This window comes from Planktothrix tepida PCC 9214, assembly GCF_900009145.1.
GTDB classification, from domain to species: Bacteria; Cyanobacteriota; Cyanobacteriia; order Cyanobacteriales; family Microcoleaceae; genus Planktothrix; species Planktothrix tepida.
In genome coordinates this window covers 610,383-632,667 of record NZ_LN889802.1, presented here as the reverse complement: position 1 = coordinate 632,667, position 22,285 = coordinate 610,383, and the positions used below count along the sequence as shown (strand labels likewise).

Genomic DNA, 22,285 nt, shown 5'->3' with positions numbered 1-22,285 from the left:
AATGTTCCGATCCGTTGCTTTTCGGAACAATGCCCAGACGTAAGATTTCCTTTCGTCTGGGCATTGGAGGTATCCAGCGCGCCCTGGAGGACTTGAACCCCCGACATCAGGTTTTGGAGACCTGCGTTCTACCAACTGAACTAAGAGCGCATAGCGGAGTGGCTGATCTTTTACCTTATCTAGCTTAACACAACTTGCAGACTTTAGTTAAAAATTTTTCCGAAAATCTCTAGGGGAATCCTAGATGGTCGGGTGTTGAGTCCGTTATAGACTGCGATCAAAGCGTTGTTTAACGCGAGTGGCTTTACCCACACGGTCGCGCAGATAGTAGAGTTTTGCCCGACGCACTTTCCCACGACGCAGAACTTTAATACTGACAATTCTAGGAGAATGAATTAAGAAGACTCTCTCAACCCCGACTCCTTGAAAAATCTTACGCACGGTGATGGTGGCGTTAATGCTGCCATGACGTTTGGCAATCACAATGCCTTCATAAGGTTGGATGCGTTCTTTACCGCCTTCTTGAATCTTCACGCTAACTTTCACCGTATCGCCCACATAAATGTCCGGGAGATCGGGTTTATTGAGTTGTTGCCGCAGGTTTTCAATTTCTGCCGTTTCAATAGAACGGATAATTTCTTCCGCCTTCATAATGATTTTCCAAAACTCACAAGCCCCTATTATAGATCAAAACGGATTGTAAAATCTAGATCAAATCAGTTATCAGTTATCAGTTATCAGGGGCAACGGACAATAGGCACTCTTGCCATCGTCAATCATCAACTGTCAACCGCTAACAGTCACCAAAATGGATTTAATCGTACCAATCATCCTGTTATGTGGGTTAGCCTTCTATGTTGCCTGTAATTTGGGGGCAAATGATGTGGCTAACTCCATGGGGACATCGGTGGGTTCCAAGGCTTTGACCCTGAAACAAGCAATTATCGTCGCCGGGATTTTAGAATTTACCGGGGCGGTGTTGTTTGGAGAACGAGTCTCTAAAACCTTAGCAACGGGGGTTGTTAATCCAGAAGTCTTTATCTCAATGCCTCAAGAGTTTGTGATTGGCATGGTATCGGTCTTAATTTCCGCCGGATTGTGGTTACAAATTGCCACCCGTTATGGATTACCCGTATCATCCTCCCATGCCGTTGTCGGGGCGATCGCTGGATTTAGTTGCATCGCTGCCGGACTCAACGCGGTAGATTGGCTCACCATTGGTTTGATTTCCCTGACGTGGTTACTTACACCGTTGATGAGTGGCATCATTGCAGCCTTATTTTACACCTTGATCAAGCATTGGATTTTAGATCAACCCGATCCTCATAAGCAAATTCGAGAATGGATTCCTTGGTTGAGTTGTGCCTTAATTGGAATTTTTGGGGTGATCGTCTTCCCGATTTTGAGTCCTCCCTTACAAAACACGTTAAATCAGTGGGGGTGGACACTGCCTGCTCATGATATTCCTTTAGCCATTGGGGGGATAGCGGCGGTCAGTTTAACCTGGATCAGTTGGCGACAATTGGAACAACAACAGAACCTTTCTATTTCTAATACGACCCCCGAAAAATTTCCAGGGATCGAAAAGCAACTTGCTCAATTTCAGGTCATTAGTGCTTGTTTTGTTGCCTTTGCTCATGGATCAAATGATGTAGGGAATACAATTGCACCCTTAGCCGCGATTTTAGCCGTGATCAAAACGGGTTCTGTCCCTCTAGCCGATATTGAAATTCCCACTTGGCTGTTACTCTTAGGAGGGAGTGGGATTGTGACCGGATTAGCGATCTGGGGTAAAAATGTGATTAAGACCGTGGGAGAAAATATTATTTCTCTTGTTCCGAGTGAAGGGTTTTGTGCCGAATTAGCAACTGCAACTACTGTATTATTAGCGTCTCGTTTAGGACTTCCGGTTTCCACTTCCCATGCTTTAGTCGGAGGTGTGGTGGGAATTGGACTGGTGCAGGGGGGAAAGTCGGTGCGGTTAGATACCGTCCGTTCCATTGTTTTAGCTTGGGTGATTACGGTTCCCACCGCAGCTTTGTTGAGTGCGATTCTATTTAAAATGATGGAATCGATTTTATAAGCTGATCCTGATTGACACTCCCCACTCTGAAGAGACAAGGTTTCCAACCTCTAGGAGGTCTTGATGAGTGGCACACTGCTATAGCACTACGCAAAAAGGGGTTTGAGATTTCTAAATCCAGCAAAGCCTTTCACAGCTTACTGTTCGCGGTTCGCTGTTCCCTGTTCCCTCATGCTATAAAACTTGTGATTGAGATCGGATTTAGCAAATCTAGGACTATACAAGGACGAGATTTTGCTGATATTTTTGGTGAATCAATAGAGAATGAGCTATTGTGTAGAGACCGACCATGCTTGGTCTGTACCAGGTTTTGGGGACAATTTTACCCCAGTCGCCATTTTTCCCGTTGTGCCTTTATCGGAGTCAGATTGTGAAACCGGGACACAGGCAGCGTGGGTATGAGTGGCGGAATAGCTGAATGAGCAGATAGATTAAGAGGTTAATCACGAATGGGGACACAGGACAATCAACCGCCACCCTTGGGATCGGGAGAAACCAGAACACCAACAGACGAAATCCTCAATTCGGTGATGCAGGAGTTGGAAGCGCTTCATCGGCAAATGAAGGAACAAATGTCTCAGGACATTCAACGACTCCAAGCAGATAAAGATCGCCTAATTGAGGATATTGACAGCCTGCAAACGGAATATCGGCGGCTGCAATCTCAGCAGTTCCAAACGCTATCCGATCGCATTCCTCCCAATCCAGCTTGGCTGAAACAACTGACCCAAATTGTTGCTCGTAATGTAGAACAAGCCTTGATCGCTCGGATTAATCAAATCAAAGCAGCCAGCGATCCGCCTCTATTAGCAGCCGATCCTAGTGGACTGGTTCCCCTGTCTGATCTGGGGGATGAAAATTTTAATAATCGGCAATTGGAAGCGGTCTTGGAAACAAGCCTCAACCATACATTCCAGACGTTACAGCAGGAATTAAGTCACTACCAAAGTGACCTGTCTCGACGCTTGAACAATATGCAAACTCTGGAACAGCAAGCCGAAGCTTTGCTAGAAACCATTGTTGCTCGTTTGCAGCAACAAGCTGAAACTTCAACCCTGGGAGGGGATAGTTCCAGACGAGAATTCTCAAGCGGACGTCCTGAAGCCCTTCCCCCAGCGAAGACGATTTTAACGAAGACACCGGAAACCGCTCCTTCTGGGGCTAAATCCTCTTCTCCGGTGCAATTGGGCTTATTCTTAGCGTTATTATCGGCCGTATCCCTGTCGTTATTTAACGTCTGTCTCAAGATTATTCTCAAAGGGCCACAACCCCGTGAAATCTTTGGTCTATTTTCGCTGGAAGGAATTATTACTCCGGGAATCGGAAATTCCTTATTAATTTTGTTACTCCGCATGATTGTGGTCATGGGATTGATGCCGATTGTGGCAACGTTTTTGTATCCCCCGGTATGGCAGGATCTGCGACGTTTTCTTCAGTCTGGTGATCGTCGCTTAATGCTGACGGTGATTGGGAGTGGATTTTTCTTATTTTTATCTCAAGTCGCTATTTATGTCGCAATTGGTGAAATTCCAACCGGAATTGCGATTACGATTTTCTTTATCTACCCCATTGTTACGGTAATTGCTTCTTGGGGTTTATTTGGAGATCGACCCACGTTAATCCGAGTGATTGCCATGATTACGATTTTGGCTGGAGGTATTCTGTGTTTACCAGCCCGAAATCCTAATATTGCGATGGGCAATGTACAGGTAGGGGTAATTGCCGCCATCTGTGCAGGTATAGCATTTGCGGGTTATGTATTGTTGACACAAGTGGCGGCGGGAAAACTGCATCCGATTCCCTTTAGCTTGGTGAACTTTGCGGCTATCTTTGTGTTTTCAGCCCTGAGCTTAATGGTATTACCCGATAACTTAGGGATTAGTATCGAACCGGGTGTTTGGAACGGGTTAATCATCGGTGGCGTTGTTTTAGGGGTTCTCACCCTATCGAGTTATTTATTAAACAATTTTGCCATTCGTTCGGCGGGAGCTTCCTTAGCCTCGATTATCGGGACTACGGGGCCAGCATTAACGGCGTTGTTTGCTTTCTGGATTATTGGTGAATCCATTAAACAGCAGCAAATTTATGGGATGGCATTAGTGATTTTGGGCGTGGGAGCCATGAGTGTTGAACGCATGATCGCCGCCAAGCGTAAAGCCAGCTAGATGTTGACGGTTGAGTGTTGATGGTTAAGGGTTAACACTCAACACTCCTCTGTCTACTTGAAAAATACTCCTGTTCCTCTTAAGACATCGAGAAAGGCGAAGACGGCAGGAACATGGAAGCCATTTGACCAAATTGCAGCACCAATCACTCGTTCTAGGGGAGCAGGTAAAGCTCTAACTTGGACTTGGGGAGGAATGGGTAAGGCGGCTAAACGGGGTAAAATTGCGGCTCCTAAGCCTTGAGCGACCATACTAACAATTGTTGAATCTTCTTTAATTTGATAGGCGACTTTTAACGATTGTCCCCATTTTGCCCAATGTTCACGCACCGCAGAGGTACATTCGGCATAATTAAATAATATAAAAGAGTAAGTTGAGAGTTCTTCCCAGGTCAAGGTTTCGGGAATGTGAGGCATGGAGTTTGGGAGCAAGACTACATATTCATCTCTGGCTATTTCCCAGGTTTGAAATTCTTCAGAACGGGGTAGAGGAACTAAGCCAATATCGACTTGACCTGTTCGCAAAGCTTGTTCAATTCCTAACGGATCGGTTTCGGTAATTGTGATTTCTACATCGGGAAAACGGTTGCGAAACAGAGCAACTTTTGACGGAAGGATGTGAGTTGCGGCGCTGCGAAAGGATGCAACCCGAATTTTTCCTCGCTGTAAGCCTTTTTCTAAATTGACTTCATAATCAATGGTTTCACGCAGTTCTAAGATTTTTCGCGCGTGTAGCATTACCCGTTCTCCTATCAGGGTGGGACGAGCTCCAAACCGTCCTCGCAGCAGCAAGGGAACACCAAGTTCATCTTCTAAGGCTGCGATCGCTCGACTCACGGCAGATTGAGAGATACTCAGACTTAATGCTGCTTCTGAAAAGCTTCCTTGTTCTGACACGACTAATAAAATTTCCAATTGGTCAATATTCATTTTCCTTAAGCTGTTAGCTATAGCGCAAGGGAACAGGGAACAGGAATAGGGAACAGTAAGAAGTCAAAGGGTTTCAGGTTTGACTCCGAAGTCCTAACCCATCATGCGGAGCACTATATTCACCTCCCCGACTTCAGTTGCGCGTGCAAACGTTGAGTTAACTTTAATAAACTAAGTTATATTATAGTAAATTTTTATCCGTTTTTAACTGATAACCGTTATATTAAATTTAGCATCATTCATTAAAAATTTCGGTTTTATTATCCAATCTAGGATCACAAATATGTCAAAATTTTCTCTTTTAAATTCTCAAAAAAAATGGATATATTTGTCTTGTTCAAGTATATTATTAATCCTGGTTACTCTAGGCTTTTTTCACTTTGATAATAAAATTCGTAGAAGTCAACAAGCACAAGGTAGATCAATTTTAAAGAGTTTAATTAAAAATCAAAATCAACAATTCAGAAAATATGGTAAATTTACTCCTAACTTAGAAAATCTATATCGAGGGACTTCAAAAGGCATCGGAACCTATCAATTTAAAATGACTGTAGAGTCAGATCAAGTATTTTTTGAAGCGATTCCTATTATTTGGCGTCGGGTGAGTTACTCTGGCGCGATCTTTAAGATTAAAAACAATCAATCCGTTATCCTGGTGGGAGGCATTTGTAAAAGTCCTCGCTCCTCCTTTACGGCTCCAACTCCCATTCAACCTCCTTTTCCCAACTTTTATCAAGTTCGCTGTCCTCTTGATTCTGAATTGATGGATTCGATGAAATTTATCAAATAAATAAAATTAAAAAATAGCTGGAAAATCAACTTAATATTAATGGCTGCATCTATATCAATATAAAATGAAAGTGGAATCGGAGCAAGTATTATTTGAAGTTTCTGCAAACCTTCCTCGGATTAAAATTTATTCCGGTGCGTTATTTACCGTTAAAATAGAAGGTTATATGGTGCAGGTCGGCGGAATTTGCCAAAGGGATGACCTAACCGCTATTCCTCCCACTCCCATTCTACCTCCCTCCCCAGGTTCTAAAGAAATTCGTTGTCCTGCGGGTTCTCAATTGATCGAAGCCATGCAGTTTGTAGATGAAAATGATTAAAACATGACAAAATCACTACCGTTTCGTATTATTCTATACTTATCATCTTTCAGGAACGAGAATAGTTGAGGTGTGATCGCTTAACCGGAACCCATAAAAAATCGATGATCTGAGAAAATTCACCTTAAAGGTTCTGGTTTTCTTCCCCTCTATACTGTTCTTCCCTCTAGGAAAAATTGCTACTGTGAAAAAAGTTATCTTTAATTACAGATTTGTATTACCAAGTCGTGTTAAATCAGTGAGTAAAATCATCCATTCAGTTATCGGTAATTGAACAACATAGCAAACCCATCGCCTCGAAAGATACAGTTAATTTGTTTAACTCCCTTTTCAACGAACTAAGATTTGAGTAAAGTGACTATGAATCAACCTCAACACTGTTTAGGTAAAGTCTATCTCGTGGGTGCAGGGCCAGGAGATCCCGGTTTGTTAACGATTAAAGGAAAAACCTTATTAGAATTTGCAGATGTCGTCATTTATGATGCCTTAGTTAGTCCTCAAATCTTAGATTTAATTAACCCTCGATCGGAAAAAATTCATGCGGGAAAACGACGAGGACGACACTCATTATTACAAGAAGAAACCACTCAACTGTTAATTGAAAAGGTTCAAACCCATGGGGTTGTGGTGCGCTTAAAAGGAGGAGATCCGTTTATTTTTGGTCGCGGTGGCGAAGAAATGGAAGATTTAATTCAAGCGGGTGTTCCGGTTGAAGTTGTACCTGGAATTACATCAGGAATTGCGGCACCTGCTTACGCGGGAATTCCCTTAACCCATCGAGATCATAGTTCATCTGTTACCTTTGTCACAGGTCATGAAACCGCAGGAAAATATCGACCTTCTGTGAATTGGGAAGCGCTCTCCAAAGGTTCAGAAACCATCGTCATTTATATGGGGGTGCACAATTTACCTTATATTATTCAACAGTTAACCCAAGCTGGACAATCCCCTGAAACCCCTGTGGCGTTAATTCGCTGGGGAACTCGACCGGATCAAGAAGAGTTAATTGGAACTTTAGAAACTATTGTTCAAAAAGTAGAAGAAACAGGTTTTGAAGCCCCTGCGATCGCTGTAATTGGTTCGGTTGTGAATTTTAAATCCCGTTTAAATTTGTAGAAGGAAATAGGGAATAGAAAAACATGATTCAGAAAATTATTAAATCAATGAGAGCTAATCATTATGTATCCCGCATGAAATCTTTAAATGTTTGCTACGCATCCGTATCGTGTAGAGACGTGCCATGGCGCGTCTCTACAGGGGATTTAGGGATCATCTGTAATATAAATTTGAGGATTTCATATTACTTCTACAGTTAAAAAAACTGACGAAGGTATTGTGGAAAAAACCCGGCTCCTCTGTTTATCAATTTCAAATTAAGCTTGAATTACAAATTGAGTTGCTGTTAAGGCTGGTTTATTCGTTAAGGTAAGGAATTGAGCCCCTGTACCAAAACCTGCGGCTGTACCATTTTGATTATAAAATAATCCTCCGGTTGCAGTGTTATACACAATATCCGCCGCGCTGGTCGCAGCGAGAGCATCGGTGGTCACTTTGGCAAACTCACCAACAACAGAAAACCCAGTTCCCGCAATACTGCTAATACTGGTAAAGGTGGTTTTATCTAATACAATTTGATCACCTTGGGCTATGGTAAAATCGGTAATCGTATCTACACCAACGGCAGAAGTAGCAAAAGCAGCATTGGTATTGTAGATAAATTTATCCGCACCAAGTCCACCTGTAAGGGTATCATTAGCAGCATCTCCACTCAGAGAATCATTGCCATCCCCACCTAATAATTGGTCAGCACCGCTACTACCATTGAGAATATTATTAGCAGTATTTCCGGTAATAATATTAGCTAAAGTATTACCCGTACCATTAATAGCGGTAGTTCCGGTTAAGGTCAGGTTTTCCACTTCCCCAGGTAGGGTATAGGTGACAGAAGATTGGATTAAATCTGTACCTTCGGAAGCTAATTCTGTAACGATATCCCCAGCATTATCAACAACGTAAGTATCATTTCCTGTACTACCTTTAAGTTGGTCAGCACCGCTACTACCATTGAGAATATTATTAGCTGTATTTCCAGTAACAGTATTGGCTAAAGCGTTACCTGTGCCATTAATAGCAGTAGTTCCAGTTAAGGTCAGGTTTTCCACTTCTACAGGTAAGGTATAAGTTACAGAAGATTGGACTAAATCTGTTCCTCCAGAAGCTAATTCTGTAACAACATCTAAGGCATTATCAACAACGTAAGTATCATTTCCTGTACTACCTTTAAGTTGGTCGGCTCCGGTACCGCCATTGAGAATATTATTAGCAGTATTCCCGATGATGGTATTAACTAAAGTATTACCAGTACCATTAATAGCGGTAGTTCCGGTTAAGGTCAGGTTTTCAACATTAGCAGGTAAGGTATAGGTAACAGAAGACTGGATTAAATCTGTTCCAGCACTGGCTAATTCTGTAACAATATCTCCCGCATTATCAACAACATAAGTATCGTCTCCTGTACTGCCTTTAAGTTGGTCGGCTCCGCTACTACCATCGAGGGTATTATTAGCAGCATTGCCGGTAATAATATTAGCTACAGTATTCCCTGTACCGTTAATAGCAGTAGTTCCAATTAAGGTCAGGTTTTCAACGTTAGCAGGTAAGGTATAGGTGACAGAAGACTGTACTAAGTCTGTACCTTCAGACGCTAATTCTGTGACGATATCCCCAGCATTATCAACAACATAAGTATCGTTTCCTGCATTTCCTTTAAGTTGGTCGGCTCCTGTTCCTCCATTTAACAAATCATTACCCGCCAAGGCATTAATAACATCGTTACCTGCATATCCATAGAGGTTATCGTTGCCAGGAGTTCCGGTGAGAATATCGTTTCCAGATGTGCCATCAAAATTTGTTGAACGCCACAACTCATAACCATTAATTCCATCGGTAGCGGTAAAATAAAGAACACCATTGACATTAATCAGATTGTTGGGTGAGGAACTCCCTGAACCAAGATTAATATCTTTAACTAAAGTTGTTCCTGCCGTTGTGCCATTGGTTTTCCACAACTCATAACCTGTAATATTATCATTGGCTGTAAAATAAAGAGCCCCATTGACATTAGTAAAATCACCTGGATAGGAACTCGATGATCCCAGTCGAATATCTTTAAGTAATGTTGTTCCTGCCGTTGTGCCATCACTCTTCCATAACTCTTTACCATACGTTGAGTCACTCATCGTAAAATAAAGAATATTGTTGGCAACAATAAAGTTATCAAAGCTGGAATTATTGCCAAAGTCTTTAACCAGTGTTGTTCCGGTTTCTGTTCCGTTACTTTTCCACAATTGATATTGATATCCCGTTGAGGAGTTATAGGTAGATATTGTGAAATAAATGTTATTCCCAGCCACAATATAATTATCGGGATTATTCCCCAAGAAGTTTTTAACCAGTGTTGTTCCGGTTTCTGTTCCGTTACTTTTCCACAGTTTATTGCTATAGATTCCTAGACTAGAATCATAGGAGCGAGTCTCAAAGTAGAGTAGATTTCCCACTGGTGTAAAGTCAGAATAACTTGGGGCTGAACTTCCAGGAACAATATCTTTAAGTAACGTTGTTCCTGCTGTTGTACCATCCGTTTTCCACAATTCATCCCCATAAATTCCGTCATTGGCGGTAAAAAATAGAGTACCATTCACATTGATCAAATTACCGGCTGAGGAACTCCATGATCCCGCTCGAATATCTTTAACTAAAGTTGTTCCCGCCTCTGTTCCATTCGTTTTCCATAACTCATTACCTATAGTACCATTATTTGCAATGAAATAAAGAGTACCATTCACATTGGTCAGGTCGGTGGGATAGGAAGTTCCTGACCCTGTTTTAATATCTTTGACTAAAGTTGTTCCTGCGGTTGTGCCATCACTCTTCCATAATTCTTTGCCGTAAGTTGAGTCAGTTAAAGTAAAATAAAGGGTGTTATTGGCAGCAGTAAAATCGTAATAATTATTATTATTGCCAAAATTTTTAACCAGTTTTGTTCCGGTTGCGGTTCCGTTACTGTTCCACAATTGATACTGATATCCCGTTGAGGAATTATAGGTAGAGACTGTGAAATAAACCGAATTGCCAACAGGAATATAATTGGTTGGGTTATCACCTAAAAAGTTTTTAACCAGTTGAGTCCCACTCGGTGCACCATTGCTTGTCCATAATTGATTGGTATAGATCCCCAGGGTAGAATCATAAGTTCTAGCTTCAAAGTAAAGCGTGTTGTTTACATTGGTAAAATCGCTATAACTGGGATATGAACTTCCGGGAACAATATCTTTTAGGAGTTCCGCACCTAACACAGAAGGATAATTAGCCCTGACTTCCGGTTCAAATGCTAAGGAAATATTCATATTCCCTGTGGTAATTTCTAAATCCCAATCTCCCCCTAATTTTGGGTTTCCAGTGACATCATCTGAAGCGGCAATGATAGATTGAGTTAGGTGACTTAATTGTTGAATAAAAGCTTGATCTTTTCCAACGTGACAACCATATAATAATAGGTAAGGAACTGACCAACTTTGTAGTTGTGAAGTATAGGATTTTAGGGTTTCTAAATTCAATACGCTGTTTCCTAAGAATACACAACCGGGCAGTCCGTGAGAAACAATATGAATGGCTTGGAGATGAGCATGAGATTTTAAAATCGAGGTAATTTGTGCAATTCCGTCTTCTTGAGGATGTAAGATATAAACGGCTGCATTGGGTTTAGTTCCGGCAATGAGTTGATCGATGTCAGAAACATGAGAGTCAATAAAGATGATCTCTTGAGTTTTATTTAAGGTTGATAAAGCGGGGTTCAATGTGGCTTGAAAGTGATGAAATTTGCTTTGGGGGAGATGCGTAACTGAATACATGAGATTGATATGATAGAAGTTGTCAATGCGATCAGATCTAGTTGAGAAGCAGTGAAGCTAGGTTTCTCTGCTATATGAACTCAACTGTTGCGATCGCATTATAGCTCAAGAACAGAATAGTAGTAGATATTGCTCTCCAGAATTGTCACCCCGTCAGGTTTTTTATTTTACTCCCCTTGAATTAATTTAAGAAGAATACATCTTCTTAAATCAGTAGATTATTAACCTTAAAGTCTCCAGTAATATTGTTATTTTGCTTGACAACTATAGCTAGTCTAAATCAGTTGTATAAATGTCTTGAAATTCAATTTATCGTAGGGGCGAGGCGCGCCTCGCCCCTACTGGGATTTGTATCCATTTTTTAGGATTAATAATCAGCCCTGATGATGAGGGTACAATCCATTTAGGGCTTGCTGAAAAAAGGGGAAAAGCCAGAACAGGGGGAGGAGAAGACAAGAAAAAATGAATCAGGTGCAAGGAATGGGTGTAAAATAGCCCAAAAACCTTGCAGGAGTCGGGGAAAATGTACCGTAAAGACGAACAACCAAGGACACCAGCAGAAGATTTCAAACTGCCGTTTGAGGGAAAGCTGTCGGAAGAGAATCGCTGGGTCATCATGGCAAAAGTGATACCCTGGGAAGAATTTGAAGCAGAATATGAAGAATTATTCTCATCTGTGATGGGAGCACCAGCCAAAAGATTTAGAATGGCATTGGGAGCCTTAATCATTAAAGAAAAATTAGGGATAAGTGACAGATCCAACGGACTTAAAAATTTTAAATCAAGCCAGAGAACAAACGGAAAAAATCATTGATAGTTTGTATAAAAGCCGTCAGGATAAATCAGAGAAGAAACCTAGAACTTATAGAAAGAAAGCCAGAAAAGACTACCTAGAAATAGCCAAACAACGCCGACCTTCCCGACAAAAAAGACGAAAGGCAGTTAAAAAACAACTGCAATATATTAAAAGCACAAATAGAGGCTTTTAAAGAATATACGGGGTATTATCCTGAGTCAGTCCATGTAGATAAAATTTACCGAACTAGAGACAACCGAGCTTGGTGTAAAGAAAGAGGAATTAGAATCAGTGGCCCTCCGTTAGGGAGACCCCCAGTAAATCTGAGTGAAGCTACTAAGAAGCAGGCGTTAGACGATGAAAAGATTCGGAATTCAATTGAGGGCAAATTTGGGCAAGGGAAAAGAAGATTTAGCCTCAATCGGATTATGAATAAACTAGCTCATACTTCCGAAACGGCAATTGCTATTACTTTTTTAGTCATGAATCTCTCTGCCATTCTTAGGCAGATTTTGGTGTCAATTTTTTTAGTCAATTACTTTTTTCGAGTCATTGATTATCATAACTTATCGGTTAACTTCTTTCCTCAAAAAAAAACTGATTTACCCTTCTAACTTCATTCGCTAGTTCATCATTCGTTTCCTTTTCTGTTACTTTTTCAGCAAGCCCTAAGTAGGGCTTGCTGAACTTTTCTTTTGAGCTTATAAGTATAATTATGTAGTCTGCTCTTGGCTTTTGGTTGAGTTTGTTACTAACTAAACGTTACAAAAAACAGCTTGATTTAGACTTGAATGAGAAATTGAGTTGCTAATCTCAAAGAGAAACCGGGTTTCTAACAACTTAGTGCTGACTCACAGAAACCGGGTTTCTGAAATTATCTTGATTTCTCACAACAAATCTACCAGAGAAACCGGGTTTCTAACAACTTAGCGCTGACTCACAGAAACCAGGTTTCTGAAGTAATCCTGATTTCTGACAACAAATCTACCAGAGAAACCCGGTTTCTAAGTTTCTAGGAATTTAAAACGGCCATTTCCAATTCACAATTTCATCTTTGTCAATGCCATGTTCATAAGCATAATTGACATTTTCGATGATAGCATTTCTCATACGTTCCCGAACGTAAGCCGCCGCCGAACCTAATTTAGGTACTCGGTCAATGACATCCATCACCAAATTAAAACGGTCAACTTGGTTATTAATAGCCAATTCCAAGGGTGTATTAATATTCCCCTTTTCTTTATAGCCTCGGACGTGCAGATTCGGGTGATTTTTCCGACGATACGCTAACTTGTGAATTAACCAAGGATAGCCATGGAAATTAAAGATAATTGGTTTATCCGTGGTAAACAAACTATCAAAATCGCGGTCTGATAACCCGTGAGGATGCTCCGTATCCGGTTGTAACTTAAATAAATCCACCACGTTCACAAACCGAACTTTTAAATCCGGTATTTCTTCTCGTAAAATAGCCGTAGCTGCGAGAGATTCCATCGTCGCCACATCCCCACAACTCGCCATAATCACATCAGGGATATCCGGTTCTTTTCCACAATCATCATTACTCGCCCATTCCCAAATGCCAATGCCTTTAGTACAATGTTTAATGGCATCATCCATGCTCAAAAATTGCAAATGTTTCTGTTTATCTGCAACAATCACATTGATGTAATCGGTACTCTTTAAACAATGGTCAGCAACGGATAATAAACAGTTAGCATCCGGTGGTAAATAAATCCGAGTCACACTGGCGCTTTTATTCGTAACCACATCTAAAAATCCGGGGTCTTGATGGCTAAACCCGTTATGATCTTGTCGCCAAACCGTTGAAGACAATAGAATATTTAAGGAAGAAATCGGTGCTCGCCAAGACACTTCATTTTTGCAAATATCCAACCATTTCGCGTGTTGGTTGAACATGGAATCAATCACATGAGCAAAGGCTTCATAAGTGTGGAAAAATCCATGTCGTCCGGTGAGCACATACCCTTCTAACCATCCTTCTAAGGTATGCTCACTCAACATTTCCATCACCCGACCATCGGTGGCTAACTCACTTCCGTCTAAATCTTCCGGGTAAAATTCAGCTAACCAAGTTTTTTTACTAACTTCATAAACCGGATTTAAACGATTAGAAGCGGTTTCGTCGGGGCCAAACATTCGGAAATTGTGCAGATTATTCCGCATCACATCCCGCAGGAAATTGCCCAAAAGCTTTGTATTCTCCACTTCTGCCTTACCCGGATGTTCCACAGAAACCCCATATTGGCGGAAATCGGGTAACTTTAAGTCTTTTCGGAGTGTGCCACCGTTGGCATGGGGACTCGCACTCATGCGTTTCGTGCCTTGGGGGGCTAAGGCCTTCAGTTCAGGAATTAAACGGCCGTTTTCATCAAATAATTCTTCCGGTTTATAACTCCGCATCCAATCTTCTAATAACCGCAGATGGGGCGGGTTTGTCGTCACATCCGCCATCGGAACTTGGTGTGCTCGCCAAAACCCTTCAACTTTATGACCATCCACATCGGCTGGGCCCGTCCAACCTTTGGGACTCCGCAACACAATCATAGGCCACATCGGACGTTTTGCCGTACCCGTTGACCGTGCTTCCGCCTGAATAGCTTTAATTTCCGTAATGGCTTCTTCTAAGGTCGCCGCCATTTTCTGGTGCATTAAGGTTGGGTCTGACCCTTCGACAAAATAAGGTTTATAGCCATAACCTTTAAACAGCGCTTCTAATTCCTCATGGCTAATCCGCGATAAAATAGTCGGGTTGGCAATTTTATACCCATTCAAATGCAGAACAGGCAACACCGCCCCATCTCGAATCGGGTTGATAAATTTGTTAGAATGCCAAGCAGTGGCTAAAGCTCCGGTTTCCGCTTCTCCATCTCCCACCACACAAACGGAGATTAAGTCCGGGTTATCAAACACAGATCCATAGGCGTGAGATAAACTATAGCCTAACTCCCCTCCTTCATGGATAGAACCGGGAGTCTCCGGGGTACAATGACTGCCAATACCGCCAGGGAATGAGAACTGTTTGAAGAATTTCTGCATCCCGTCAGCATCTTCGCTAATATTGGGATAAATTTCTGAGTAGGTTCCTTCTAAGTAAACGGGCGCTAAAACTCCGGGTGCGCCGTGACCTGGGCCAGCGAGATAAATCATATCCAGGTCGTATTTTTTAATTAAGCGGTTGAGGTGAATGTAGATAAAGCTCAACCCTGGACTGGAGCCCCAATGTCCTAATAACCGATGTTTAACGTCTGAAGGTTTTAGGGGTTGTTTTAATAAAGGATTTTCGCGTAGATAAATCATACCAACGGCTAGGTAATTGCAAGCTCGCCAGTAAGCGTTAATCTTAAGCAGTTCCTCCTCATTCAAAGGGTTATTCAACTCAATGGGTTTATCTGGTGCAGCTACCATAAATCCTGACCGTTATAAAGGGTTTTCGTTTTTCAACTTTTGAGAGTATAGGATATCTTGAAAACGGCGGTTTGCAGTTTTGTATACACCCTATTGTTGAAAATTTGGTTAAATCATAGCACTGAATCTTGATTGCAGAGACATAATATTTTTATTCTTATTATTTTTTTAAGATTTGACTGGGTTAGCCATTATAACAAAGAAACCTTAACAAAAAATTAAAATTTTAGTTAAAAAAGTTAAAAATTTTCTCTCGGTTTGAGAAACTCAAGCTGATATGTTAAGCTAACGGCAACCTAAAGGTATTGGGAAAATTTAAACAAATGTTAAACTCAATATCTACATTAAGGAATAGGCTTTTAGGAGGAGTTTCCTCTCATTCCTAATGGCATCCCCTAACTTGCTAAAAATTATGAGCGTTAAACTGTATTTTTTGAGACACGGAGAAACCACCTATAGTCAACAAGGCGGTTATTGTGGAAATTTAGATCCCGATTTAACCGAAAATGGCTTAAAGATGGCGGATCAATTTGCTAAATCTTACCAAAATTTACCTTGGGTTGCTGCATTTGTAAGTCCAATGAAACGAACCATTGCAACTGCAAAACCCTTGTGCGAAGCGGTGGGTTTAGAAATGCAATTTCGAGACGGTTTAAAAGAAATTGCCTATGGAGAATGGGAAGGAAAATCACCCCAAACCGTTAATGAAAGTTACCATGATGAGTATGTTCGCTGGTTAACTGATCCCGGTTGGAATGCACCTACAGGCGGCGAAAAAGGGGTTGATATTGCTCGTCGTTGTGCTCCGGTACTTCAAGAAATAGGAGAACGTTATCAATCGGGTAATGTTTTAATTGTATCCCATAAAGCCACGATTAGAATTATGATCTGTGGATTATTAGGAATTGATATTGGCAGATTTCGCGATCGCATTGCCATGCCCACAGGGGCTGTTAGTATAGTAGAATTATCGAATCATGGGCCGTTATTACACACTTTAGCCGATCGGTGTCATTTAGATGAAACCTTACGGTCTTCTATTGGAACCTAGAACCCGGATTTAAGGGATTAATGGGATTGCCCATAAAATTTAGTTTATGTTTTCGGGTTTGAGTTCAATTGATGATATTATTATTTATCTTAATTTTTACCGAATTTACCCTATGAAAATTTTAGTATTAAATGCGGGTTCAAGTTCTCAAAAAAGCTGTTTGTATGAAATTACAAAATCTACATTACCCGACTATCCCTTACACCCCATTTGGGAAGCAACGATTGATTGGACAGCTTCTCAAGAATTTGGGTTAATGAAAGTGAAAACTTTAAAGGTTAAGCAAGAATATCAAATCGATTTAAAATCTAAACAAGACGCGATCGCTCAAATGTTTAACACCCTAATTGCAGGGGAAACAAAAGTATTAAATCACCTTTCAGAAATTAATATTGTTGGTCATCGTGTCGTCCATGGTGGCTCAGATTATTCTGAAGCCATATTGATTAATGAAAAAGTAAAAGAAACCATTCAATCTTTAATTCCCCTCGCTCCTACCCACAACCCCGCCCATTTAGAAGGAATTGAAGCCGTTGAAAGGTTATTAGGAACTGTCCCCCAAGTTGCAGTATTTGATACCGCTTTTCATCGGAAAATGCCCGATTATGTAACAGTTTATCCGATTCCTTATCAATATTTACAAGAAGGAATTAAACGCTATGGATTTCATGGAACTAGCCATAAATATTGTGCCAAACAAACCGCTAAAATTTTAGGTAAACCCTTAGAATTCTTAAAAATAATTACCTGTCATTTAGGAAATGGATGTTCTTTAGCTGCTATTCAAGATGGAATTAGTATTAATACTACGATGGGATTTACCCCCTTAGAAGGATTAATGATGGGAACTCGAAGCGGCTCAATTGATCCGTCTATTGTTTTATATTTACAAGGAAAATATCAATATGATGTTAATCAAATTAATCAAATTTTAAATAAAGAATCGGGGTTAAAAGGGATTGTTGGGGAGTCGGGAGATCTACGATATATTTTAACCGAAATGAAAGCTGGAAATCCTAAAGCAAAACTTGCCTTTGAAATGTATATTCATCGCTTAAGAATGGGAATAGGGCAAATGTTAGCAAGTTTAGGCGGTTTAGATGCCTTAGTCTTTACCGCCGGAGTCGGAGAACACGCCGAACAAGTTCGAGAAGCGACTTGTCAAGGATGGGAGTTTTTGAGTTTAAAATTAGACTTAGAAAAAAATGCCTCTCACCCCGTTGACGAAGAAATTTCTACCGAAGATTCAAAGGTTAAAATATTAGTCATTCATACGGAGGAAGATTGGGCGATCGCAACGGAATGTTGGCATATTTTTCATTCCTCTACATAAACTTGACTTCTCTCGCTCTCCATCAGGATTCTATGGCCTCACTCACCAAAGTATTGAGGTTAAAAATAATGTCATCCTTAGCCATTCACTCCTATGGTGAATCACTTTGTTGAGGAATTTCTTGCCATTCTCTCGCGTCTACAAATATCGATAAATGCTTTTTATTCGTTGTCACCACAATCACAGAATTTCCATTTAATTCTTCTAATTTAGCTTGGGCTGCTAGAATAACATCTGCATCTAAAGCGCGATTATCCGCCGTTGGGTTGCCACTTTTTCTCGCATCAGCCCACAGTTCTGCTGCTAATAACATTACCTCCGTATTAATGGGTGTATAATCTAAAATAGATTTTAATCGATCAAGTTTCCTAATACTCTGTTGTTTATTAGCCCTTAATAATTCCCGACGGATTTCATAGTCAGCAATTTCGGGTAAAATCACTTTTTCCCCTTGGGCTAATAAATTGTCTAACCACAATTGACAGCCTAAATTTGAGGGAGTCGCTTTCGGGTTAGCAATCATTCCTAAAGGGCCAGCATCTAAAAAAATTAATCGCATTTACACGTCCTTAAATTTCGGTTTTTTCAATCTCTAACGCTTGATTTAAAATTTCCCAAGTTTCTTTTTGTTCTTGCTCATCATCATCATCTCTCCACTTTCTTAACAATTCAATTACGGCTTGATTTTTTTTAATTTGTTCTTTCCGTTGCTGTTCTTCTGGTGTTAAAGGGACAGGTTGAGGGTCTGGATTCGTGGCTTGTCGAAACGTTCTCATAATTTGTAACAGATTGTGCCATTGTTCTTGCGGGGTTAATTGAATTTCTGTTAAAATTTCGTTAATTAATAACGTCGGTTTTGCTTCCGATGTAGTCGGGTTAGTTTCGGCTGAAATAGTAGAATTAGGGTTAACAGTTTGTGTCATTGTTAAAATTTCCTCAACAAGTTAGACTGTTTTAATTATAGATCGATTCTTCTTTGACCTTCAGATTTTGAGATTAACCCCGGATTTTCGGTGAACCGTACTCAAAAAGTCGTGAAAATCAGATAAACTTCCGTCAGAGAGTTCAGTATAGTAAGGAAGTGTTATAGGAAATCCTTAACTTCTAGCATTGCTAATATTGATAATTATCACCCAATTCATTTTAATCTATGTGGAGGCTTAATCAATATGCAACCAACTGACCCCAATAAATTTACAGAAAAAACCTGGGAAGCTCTAGCCAGAACTCCCGATATTGTCAAACAATCCCAACAGCAACAAATTGAAAGTGAACACTTAATGAAAGCGTTGCTGGAACAAGAAGGATTAACTAAAAATATCTTAACTAAAGCCGGAATATCCGTTGCTCAATTTCGAGAAAGAACCGATAGCTTTATTAATCGTCAGCCTAAAATAACAGGTACAATTTCTAATGTTTATTTAGGTCGAAGTTTAGATACGCTGTTGGATCGAGCCGAAACTTATCGCCAAGAATACAAAGATGAGTTTATTTCGATAGAACATCTATTTTTAGCTTATCTTAAAGATGATCGTTTTGGCAAGGCTTTATTTCAAGAATTTCACTTAGATGAACCTAAACTCAAATCAATTATTACTCAAATTAGAGGAAACAATAAAGTGACTGATCAAACCCCTGAAAATAAATACGAAGCCCTCGAAAAATATGGTCGAGATTTAACCGAAGCCGCCCGTCAAGGGAAACTCGATCCTGTCATTGGACGAGATGATGAAATTCGGCGTACCGTACAAATTTTAAGCCGGAGAACGAAAAATAATCCCGTATTAATTGGGGAACCCGGTGTTGGTAAAACGGCGATCGCAGAAGGACTCGCCCAACGAATTATTGCAGGAGATGTACCGCAATCTCTCCAAGAAAGACGCTTAATTGCCTTAGATATGGGAGCCTTAATTGCTGGAGCAAAATTCCGAGGAGAATTTGAAGAACGCCTAAAAGCGGTATTAAAAGAAGTTACTGACTCTCAGGGTGCAATTATTCTTTTTATTGATGAAATTCATACCGTTGTGGGAGCAGGTGCAACCCAAGGCGCGATGGATGCGGGGAACCTTTTAAAACCCATGTTAGCACGGGGAGAATTGCGCTGTATTGGAGCAACAACCCTCGATGAATATCGCAAATATATTGAAAAAGATCCCGCCTTAGAACGACGTTTTCAACAGGTTTATGTGGATCAACCCACCGTTGAAGATACCATCTCAATTTTACGCGGATTAAAAGAACGCTATGAGGTTCATCATGGGGTAAAAATTTCCGATAGTGCGTTAGTCGCCGCCGCCGTATTATCCACTCGATATATTAGCGATCGCTTTTTACCCGATAAAGCCATTGATTTAGTTGATGAATCTGCGGCTAAATTAAAAATGGAAATTACTTCTAAACCCGAAGAACTCGATGAAATTGATCGGCGAATTTTGCAATTAGAAATGGAACGATTATCATTGCAAAAAGAAAGCGATCCAGCATCTTTAGAACGGTTAGAACGGTTAGAAAGCGAATTAGGAACCTTAAAAGAAGAACAACGAAACCTCAGTTCTCAATGGCAATCTGAAAAGAATGTAATTACTGATATTCAATCCATCAAAGAAGAAATTGATCGGGTTAATATTGAAATTCAACAAGCCGAACGGAACTATGATTTAAACCGAGCGGCGGAATTAAAATACGGTAAACTTGAAGAACTCAAGAAGAAACTCAAAGCCACAGAAGCGCAATTAGAAGCGACTCAAACCAGTGGAAAAACTTTATTGCGGGAAGAAGTTACTGAAGCCGATATTGCGGAAATTATCTCTAAATGGACAGGAATTCCGATTAGTAAATTAGTCGAGTCGGAAATGCAAAAACTCCTGAATTTAGAAGATGAATTACACCACCGAGTTATTGGTCAAAATGAAGCCGTAACCGCCGTTGCTGATGCCATTCAACGCTCAAGAGCCGGGTTAGCTGATCCCAATCGTCCCGTCGCTAGTTTTATCTTTTTAGGCCCCACAGGAGTCGGTAAAACGGAATTAGCAAAAGCTTTAGCTTCCTATTTATTTGATACCGAAGAAGCGATGGTGCGAATTGATATGTCGGAATACATGGAAAAACACGCTGTTTCCCGTTTAATTGGTGCTCCTCCGGGGTATGTGGGATATGATGAAGGGGGGCAATTAACCGAAGCCATTCGTCGCCGTCCCTACGCTGTGATTCTGTTTGATGAAATTGAAAAAGCCCATCCCGATGTGTTTAATATTATGTTGCAAATCCTCGATGATGGGCGGGTTACGGATGCACAAGGTCATACTGTTGATTTCAAAAATACCATTATTATTATGACCAGTAATGTGGGATCACAGTATATTTTAGATGTGTCAGGTTCCGAGTCTCAATATGAAGAAATGCGGAGTCGGGTATTAGACGCAATGCGGGCAAGTTTCCGACCAGAATTCCTCAACCGAATTGATGAAATGATCATTTTCCATGCGTTACAAAAAGAGGAATTACGGCAAATTGTTCGTCTCCAAATTGAACGTTTATCAAAACGGTTAGCAGACCGGAAAATGGCTTTAAAATTATCAGATTCTGCCTTAGATTTCTTAGCAGAAGTGGGTTATGATCCGGTTTATGGGGCGCGTCCGTTAAAACGAGCCATTCAACGAGAATTAGAAACCCCCATTGCTAAAGCGATTCTTCGCAGTGAATTTGTGAATGGAGATACCATTTTTGTTGATATTGAAAACGAACGATTAGCGTTTAAGCGTTTACCTGTTGAATTGTTAACGGCTCAAGAACGATAAATTGATCTTTTTTTCTTACCTCTTACCTAATCGGTAAGGGGTATTTTATATGGGGAACTATAACAATAAACTAGGTATATCAAAATTTTTTTTCAATATAGCAATCCCAAATAGCTTGTAATCATTTAAAACTGATATGAAACAGCTAGAAGTATTACNACCGCCATTGAGAATATTATTAGCAGTATTCCCGATGATGGTATTAACTAAAGTATTACCAGTACCATTAATAGCGGTAGTTCCAGTTAAGGTCAGGTTTTCAACATTTGCAGGCAAGGTATAAGTTACAGAAGATTGGATTAAATCTGTTCCAGCACTGGCTAATTCTGTAACAGTATCCCCAGCATTGGCGACAACGTAAGTATCGTTTCCTGCACCTCCAGTAAGAATATTATTAACAGTATTTCCCGTAATAATATTAGCTAAAGCATTACCTGTGCCATTAATAGCAGTAGTTCCAGTTAAGGTCAGGTTTTCCACTTCCACAGGTAAGGTATAGGTGACAGAAGATTGGATTAAATCTGTACCTTCGGAAGCTAATTCTGTAACAACATCTAAGGCATTATCAACAACGTAAGTATCATTTCCTGTACTACCTTTAAGTTGGTCGGCTCCGGTACCGCCATTGAGAATATTATTAGCAGTATTCCCGATGATGGTATTAACTAAAGTATTACCAGTAC

At 40.5% G+C, this 22,285-nt stretch carries 16 protein-coding genes, 1 tRNA gene and 1 pseudogene; 10 read left to right on the top strand and 8 right to left on the bottom strand.

All coding sequences use genetic code 11. The annotated features are described in order from the left end of the window. Nucleotides 1-77 precede the first annotated feature (77 nt). Nucleotides 78-150 (bottom strand) — tRNA-Trp (locus tag PL9214_RS17165). Nucleotides 151-264: 114 nt separating this feature from the next. After that, on the bottom strand, nucleotides 265-651 hold the full coding sequence (gene rplS, locus PL9214_RS17160; protein WP_072719954.1) for a 50S ribosomal protein L19: 387 nt from the start codon (nucleotides 649-651) through the stop codon (nucleotides 265-267). 157 nt (nucleotides 652-808) lie between these two features. Between rplS and PL9214_RS17155 the strand changes: the two genes are divergently transcribed. The 3 genes from PL9214_RS17155 (at nucleotide 809) to PL9214_RS17150 (ending at nucleotide 4,248) form a co-directional block, all read left to right on the top strand. Further along, entirely contained in the window at nucleotides 809-2,083 is a 1,275-nt protein-coding gene (locus PL9214_RS17155; RefSeq protein ID WP_072719953.1) for an inorganic phosphate transporter, read from the top strand. Nucleotides 2,084-2,347: 264 nt separating this feature from the next. After that, entirely contained in the window at nucleotides 2,348-2,485 is a 138-nt protein-coding gene (locus PL9214_RS31335) for a hypothetical protein (RefSeq protein ID WP_186440381.1), read from the top strand. Between the two features lie 47 nt (nucleotides 2,486-2,532). Next, nucleotides 2,533-4,248, top strand: a complete 1,716-nt coding sequence (locus PL9214_RS17150; RefSeq protein ID WP_072719952.1) for a DMT family transporter — start codon at nucleotides 2,533-2,535, stop codon at nucleotides 4,246-4,248. A gap of 53 nt (nucleotides 4,249-4,301) precedes the next feature. On the opposite strand, the gene PL9214_RS17145 is transcribed toward PL9214_RS17150, so the two are convergent. Further along, the gene (locus PL9214_RS17145) at nucleotides 4,302-5,177 is read right to left on the bottom strand and encodes a LysR family transcriptional regulator (protein ID WP_072719951.1); all 876 of its coding nucleotides are present in this window, start codon (nucleotides 5,175-5,177) and stop codon (nucleotides 4,302-4,304) included. A gap of 283 nt (nucleotides 5,178-5,460) precedes the next feature. On the opposite strand from PL9214_RS17145, the gene PL9214_RS17140 reads away from it, so the two are divergent. The 3 genes from PL9214_RS17140 to cobA all read left to right on the top strand — a co-directional run bounded on the left by PL9214_RS17140 (nucleotide 5,461) and on the right by cobA (nucleotide 7,402). Continuing rightward, nucleotides 5,461-5,967, top strand: coding sequence for a type IV pilin-like G/H family protein (locus PL9214_RS17140; protein WP_072719950.1), 507 nt, complete (start codon nucleotides 5,461-5,463; stop codon nucleotides 5,965-5,967). Nucleotides 5,968-6,031: 64 nt separating this feature from the next. Then, on the top strand, nucleotides 6,032-6,286 hold the full coding sequence (locus PL9214_RS17135; RefSeq protein WP_072719949.1) for a hypothetical protein: 255 nt from the start codon (nucleotides 6,032-6,034) through the stop codon (nucleotides 6,284-6,286). 360 nt (nucleotides 6,287-6,646) lie between these two features. Further along, nucleotides 6,647-7,402, top strand: a complete 756-nt coding sequence (cobA, locus tag PL9214_RS17130) for a uroporphyrinogen-III C-methyltransferase (RefSeq protein ID WP_186440380.1) — start codon at nucleotides 6,647-6,649, stop codon at nucleotides 7,400-7,402. A 257-nt stretch (nucleotides 7,403-7,659) separates the two neighbouring features. Here cobA and PL9214_RS30125 read toward each other — a convergent pair whose 3' ends face one another. Continuing rightward, nucleotides 7,660-11,196: an ELWxxDGT repeat protein gene (locus PL9214_RS30125; protein ID WP_083580058.1), complete on the bottom strand. Its 3,537-nt coding sequence runs from the start codon at nucleotides 11,194-11,196 to the stop codon at nucleotides 7,660-7,662. A gap of 523 nt (nucleotides 11,197-11,719) precedes the next feature. Here PL9214_RS30125 and PL9214_RS17085 point away from each other — a divergent pair. Next, nucleotides 11,720-12,606: pseudogene (locus PL9214_RS17085) on the top strand (transposase). A 406-nt stretch (nucleotides 12,607-13,012) separates the two neighbouring features. On the opposite strand, the gene PL9214_RS17080 reads toward PL9214_RS17085, so the two are convergent. Further along, a complete protein-coding gene (locus tag PL9214_RS17080) occupies nucleotides 13,013-15,421 on the bottom strand; it encodes a phosphoketolase family protein (RefSeq protein ID WP_072719947.1) in 2,409 nt (802 codons plus the stop codon). A 412-nt stretch (nucleotides 15,422-15,833) separates the two neighbouring features. Between PL9214_RS17080 and PL9214_RS17075 the strand changes: the two genes are divergently transcribed. Continuing rightward, complete coding sequence (locus PL9214_RS17075) at nucleotides 15,834-16,472, top strand: histidine phosphatase family protein (protein ID WP_072720095.1); 639 nt, start codon at nucleotides 15,834-15,836, stop codon at nucleotides 16,470-16,472. Between the two features lie 112 nt (nucleotides 16,473-16,584). Next, on the top strand, nucleotides 16,585-17,805 hold the full coding sequence (locus PL9214_RS17070; protein ID WP_072720094.1) for an acetate kinase: 1,221 nt from the start codon (nucleotides 16,585-16,587) through the stop codon (nucleotides 17,803-17,805). 91 nt (nucleotides 17,806-17,896) lie between these two features. Here the strand turns inward: PL9214_RS17070 and PL9214_RS17065 are convergent, their stop codons facing one another. Continuing rightward, a complete protein-coding gene (locus PL9214_RS17065) occupies nucleotides 17,897-18,364 on the bottom strand; it encodes a PIN domain-containing protein (RefSeq protein WP_072719946.1) in 468 nt (155 codons plus the stop codon). 10 nt (nucleotides 18,365-18,374) lie between these two features. Next, nucleotides 18,375-18,728 carry a hypothetical protein gene (locus PL9214_RS17060; protein ID WP_072719945.1) on the bottom strand — a complete coding sequence of 118 codons (354 nt, stop codon included), beginning with the start codon at nucleotides 18,726-18,728 and terminating at the stop codon, nucleotides 18,375-18,377. Between the two features lie 246 nt (nucleotides 18,729-18,974). Here PL9214_RS17060 and clpB point away from each other — a divergent pair, with 246 nt between their 5' ends. Beyond that, nucleotides 18,975-21,602, top strand: a complete 2,628-nt coding sequence (gene clpB, locus PL9214_RS17055) for an ATP-dependent chaperone ClpB (RefSeq protein ID WP_072719944.1) — start codon at nucleotides 18,975-18,977, stop codon at nucleotides 21,600-21,602. A 57-nt stretch (nucleotides 21,603-21,659) separates the two neighbouring features. Here clpB and PL9214_RS17050 read toward each other — a convergent pair whose 3' ends face one another. Then, nucleotides 21,660-22,235, bottom strand: coding sequence for a hypothetical protein (locus PL9214_RS17050; protein WP_439331535.1), 576 nt, complete (start codon nucleotides 22,233-22,235; stop codon nucleotides 21,660-21,662). Nucleotides 22,236-22,285: the final 50 nt, after the last annotated feature.

Excerpts from the sequence above, each read along its gene's own strand:
- PL9214_RS17060 (WP_072719945.1), bottom strand. The coding sequence starts at position 18,728 with ATGACACAAACTGTTAACCCTAATTCTACTATTTCAGCCGAAACTAAC.
- clpB (WP_072719944.1), top strand. The coding sequence starts at position 18,975 with ATGCAACCAACTGACCCCAATAAATTTACAGAAAAAACCTGGGAAGCT.
- PL9214_RS17150 (WP_072719952.1), top strand. The coding sequence starts at position 2,533 with ATGGGGACACAGGACAATCAACCGCCACCCTTGGGATCGGGAGAAACC.
- PL9214_RS17135 (WP_072719949.1), top strand. The coding sequence starts at position 6,032 with ATGAAAGTGGAATCGGAGCAAGTATTATTTGAAGTTTCTGCAAACCTT.
- cobA (WP_186440380.1), top strand. The coding sequence starts at position 6,647 with ATGAATCAACCTCAACACTGTTTAGGTAAAGTCTATCTCGTGGGTGCA.
- PL9214_RS17155 (WP_072719953.1), top strand. The coding sequence starts at position 809 with ATGGATTTAATCGTACCAATCATCCTGTTATGTGGGTTAGCCTTCTAT.
- PL9214_RS17145 (WP_072719951.1), bottom strand. The coding sequence starts at position 5,177 with ATGAATATTGACCAATTGGAAATTTTATTAGTCGTGTCAGAACAAGGA.
- PL9214_RS17075 (WP_072720095.1), top strand. The coding sequence starts at position 15,834 with ATGAGCGTTAAACTGTATTTTTTGAGACACGGAGAAACCACCTATAGT.
- PL9214_RS17070 (WP_072720094.1), top strand. The coding sequence starts at position 16,585 with ATGAAAATTTTAGTATTAAATGCGGGTTCAAGTTCTCAAAAAAGCTGT.
- PL9214_RS30125 (WP_083580058.1), bottom strand. The coding sequence starts at position 11,196 with ATGTATTCAGTTACGCATCTCCCCCAAAGCAAATTTCATCACTTTCAA.
- PL9214_RS17065 (WP_072719946.1), bottom strand. The coding sequence starts at position 18,364 with ATGCGATTAATTTTTTTAGATGCTGGCCCTTTAGGAATGATTGCTAAC.
- PL9214_RS31335 (WP_186440381.1), top strand. The coding sequence starts at position 2,348 with ATGAGCTATTGTGTAGAGACCGACCATGCTTGGTCTGTACCAGGTTTT.
- PL9214_RS17140 (WP_072719950.1), top strand. The coding sequence starts at position 5,461 with ATGTCAAAATTTTCTCTTTTAAATTCTCAAAAAAAATGGATATATTTG.
- rplS (WP_072719954.1), bottom strand. The coding sequence starts at position 651 with ATGAAGGCGGAAGAAATTATCCGTTCTATTGAAACGGCAGAAATTGAA.
- PL9214_RS17080 (WP_072719947.1), bottom strand. The coding sequence starts at position 15,421 with ATGGTAGCTGCACCAGATAAACCCATTGAGTTGAATAACCCTTTGAAT.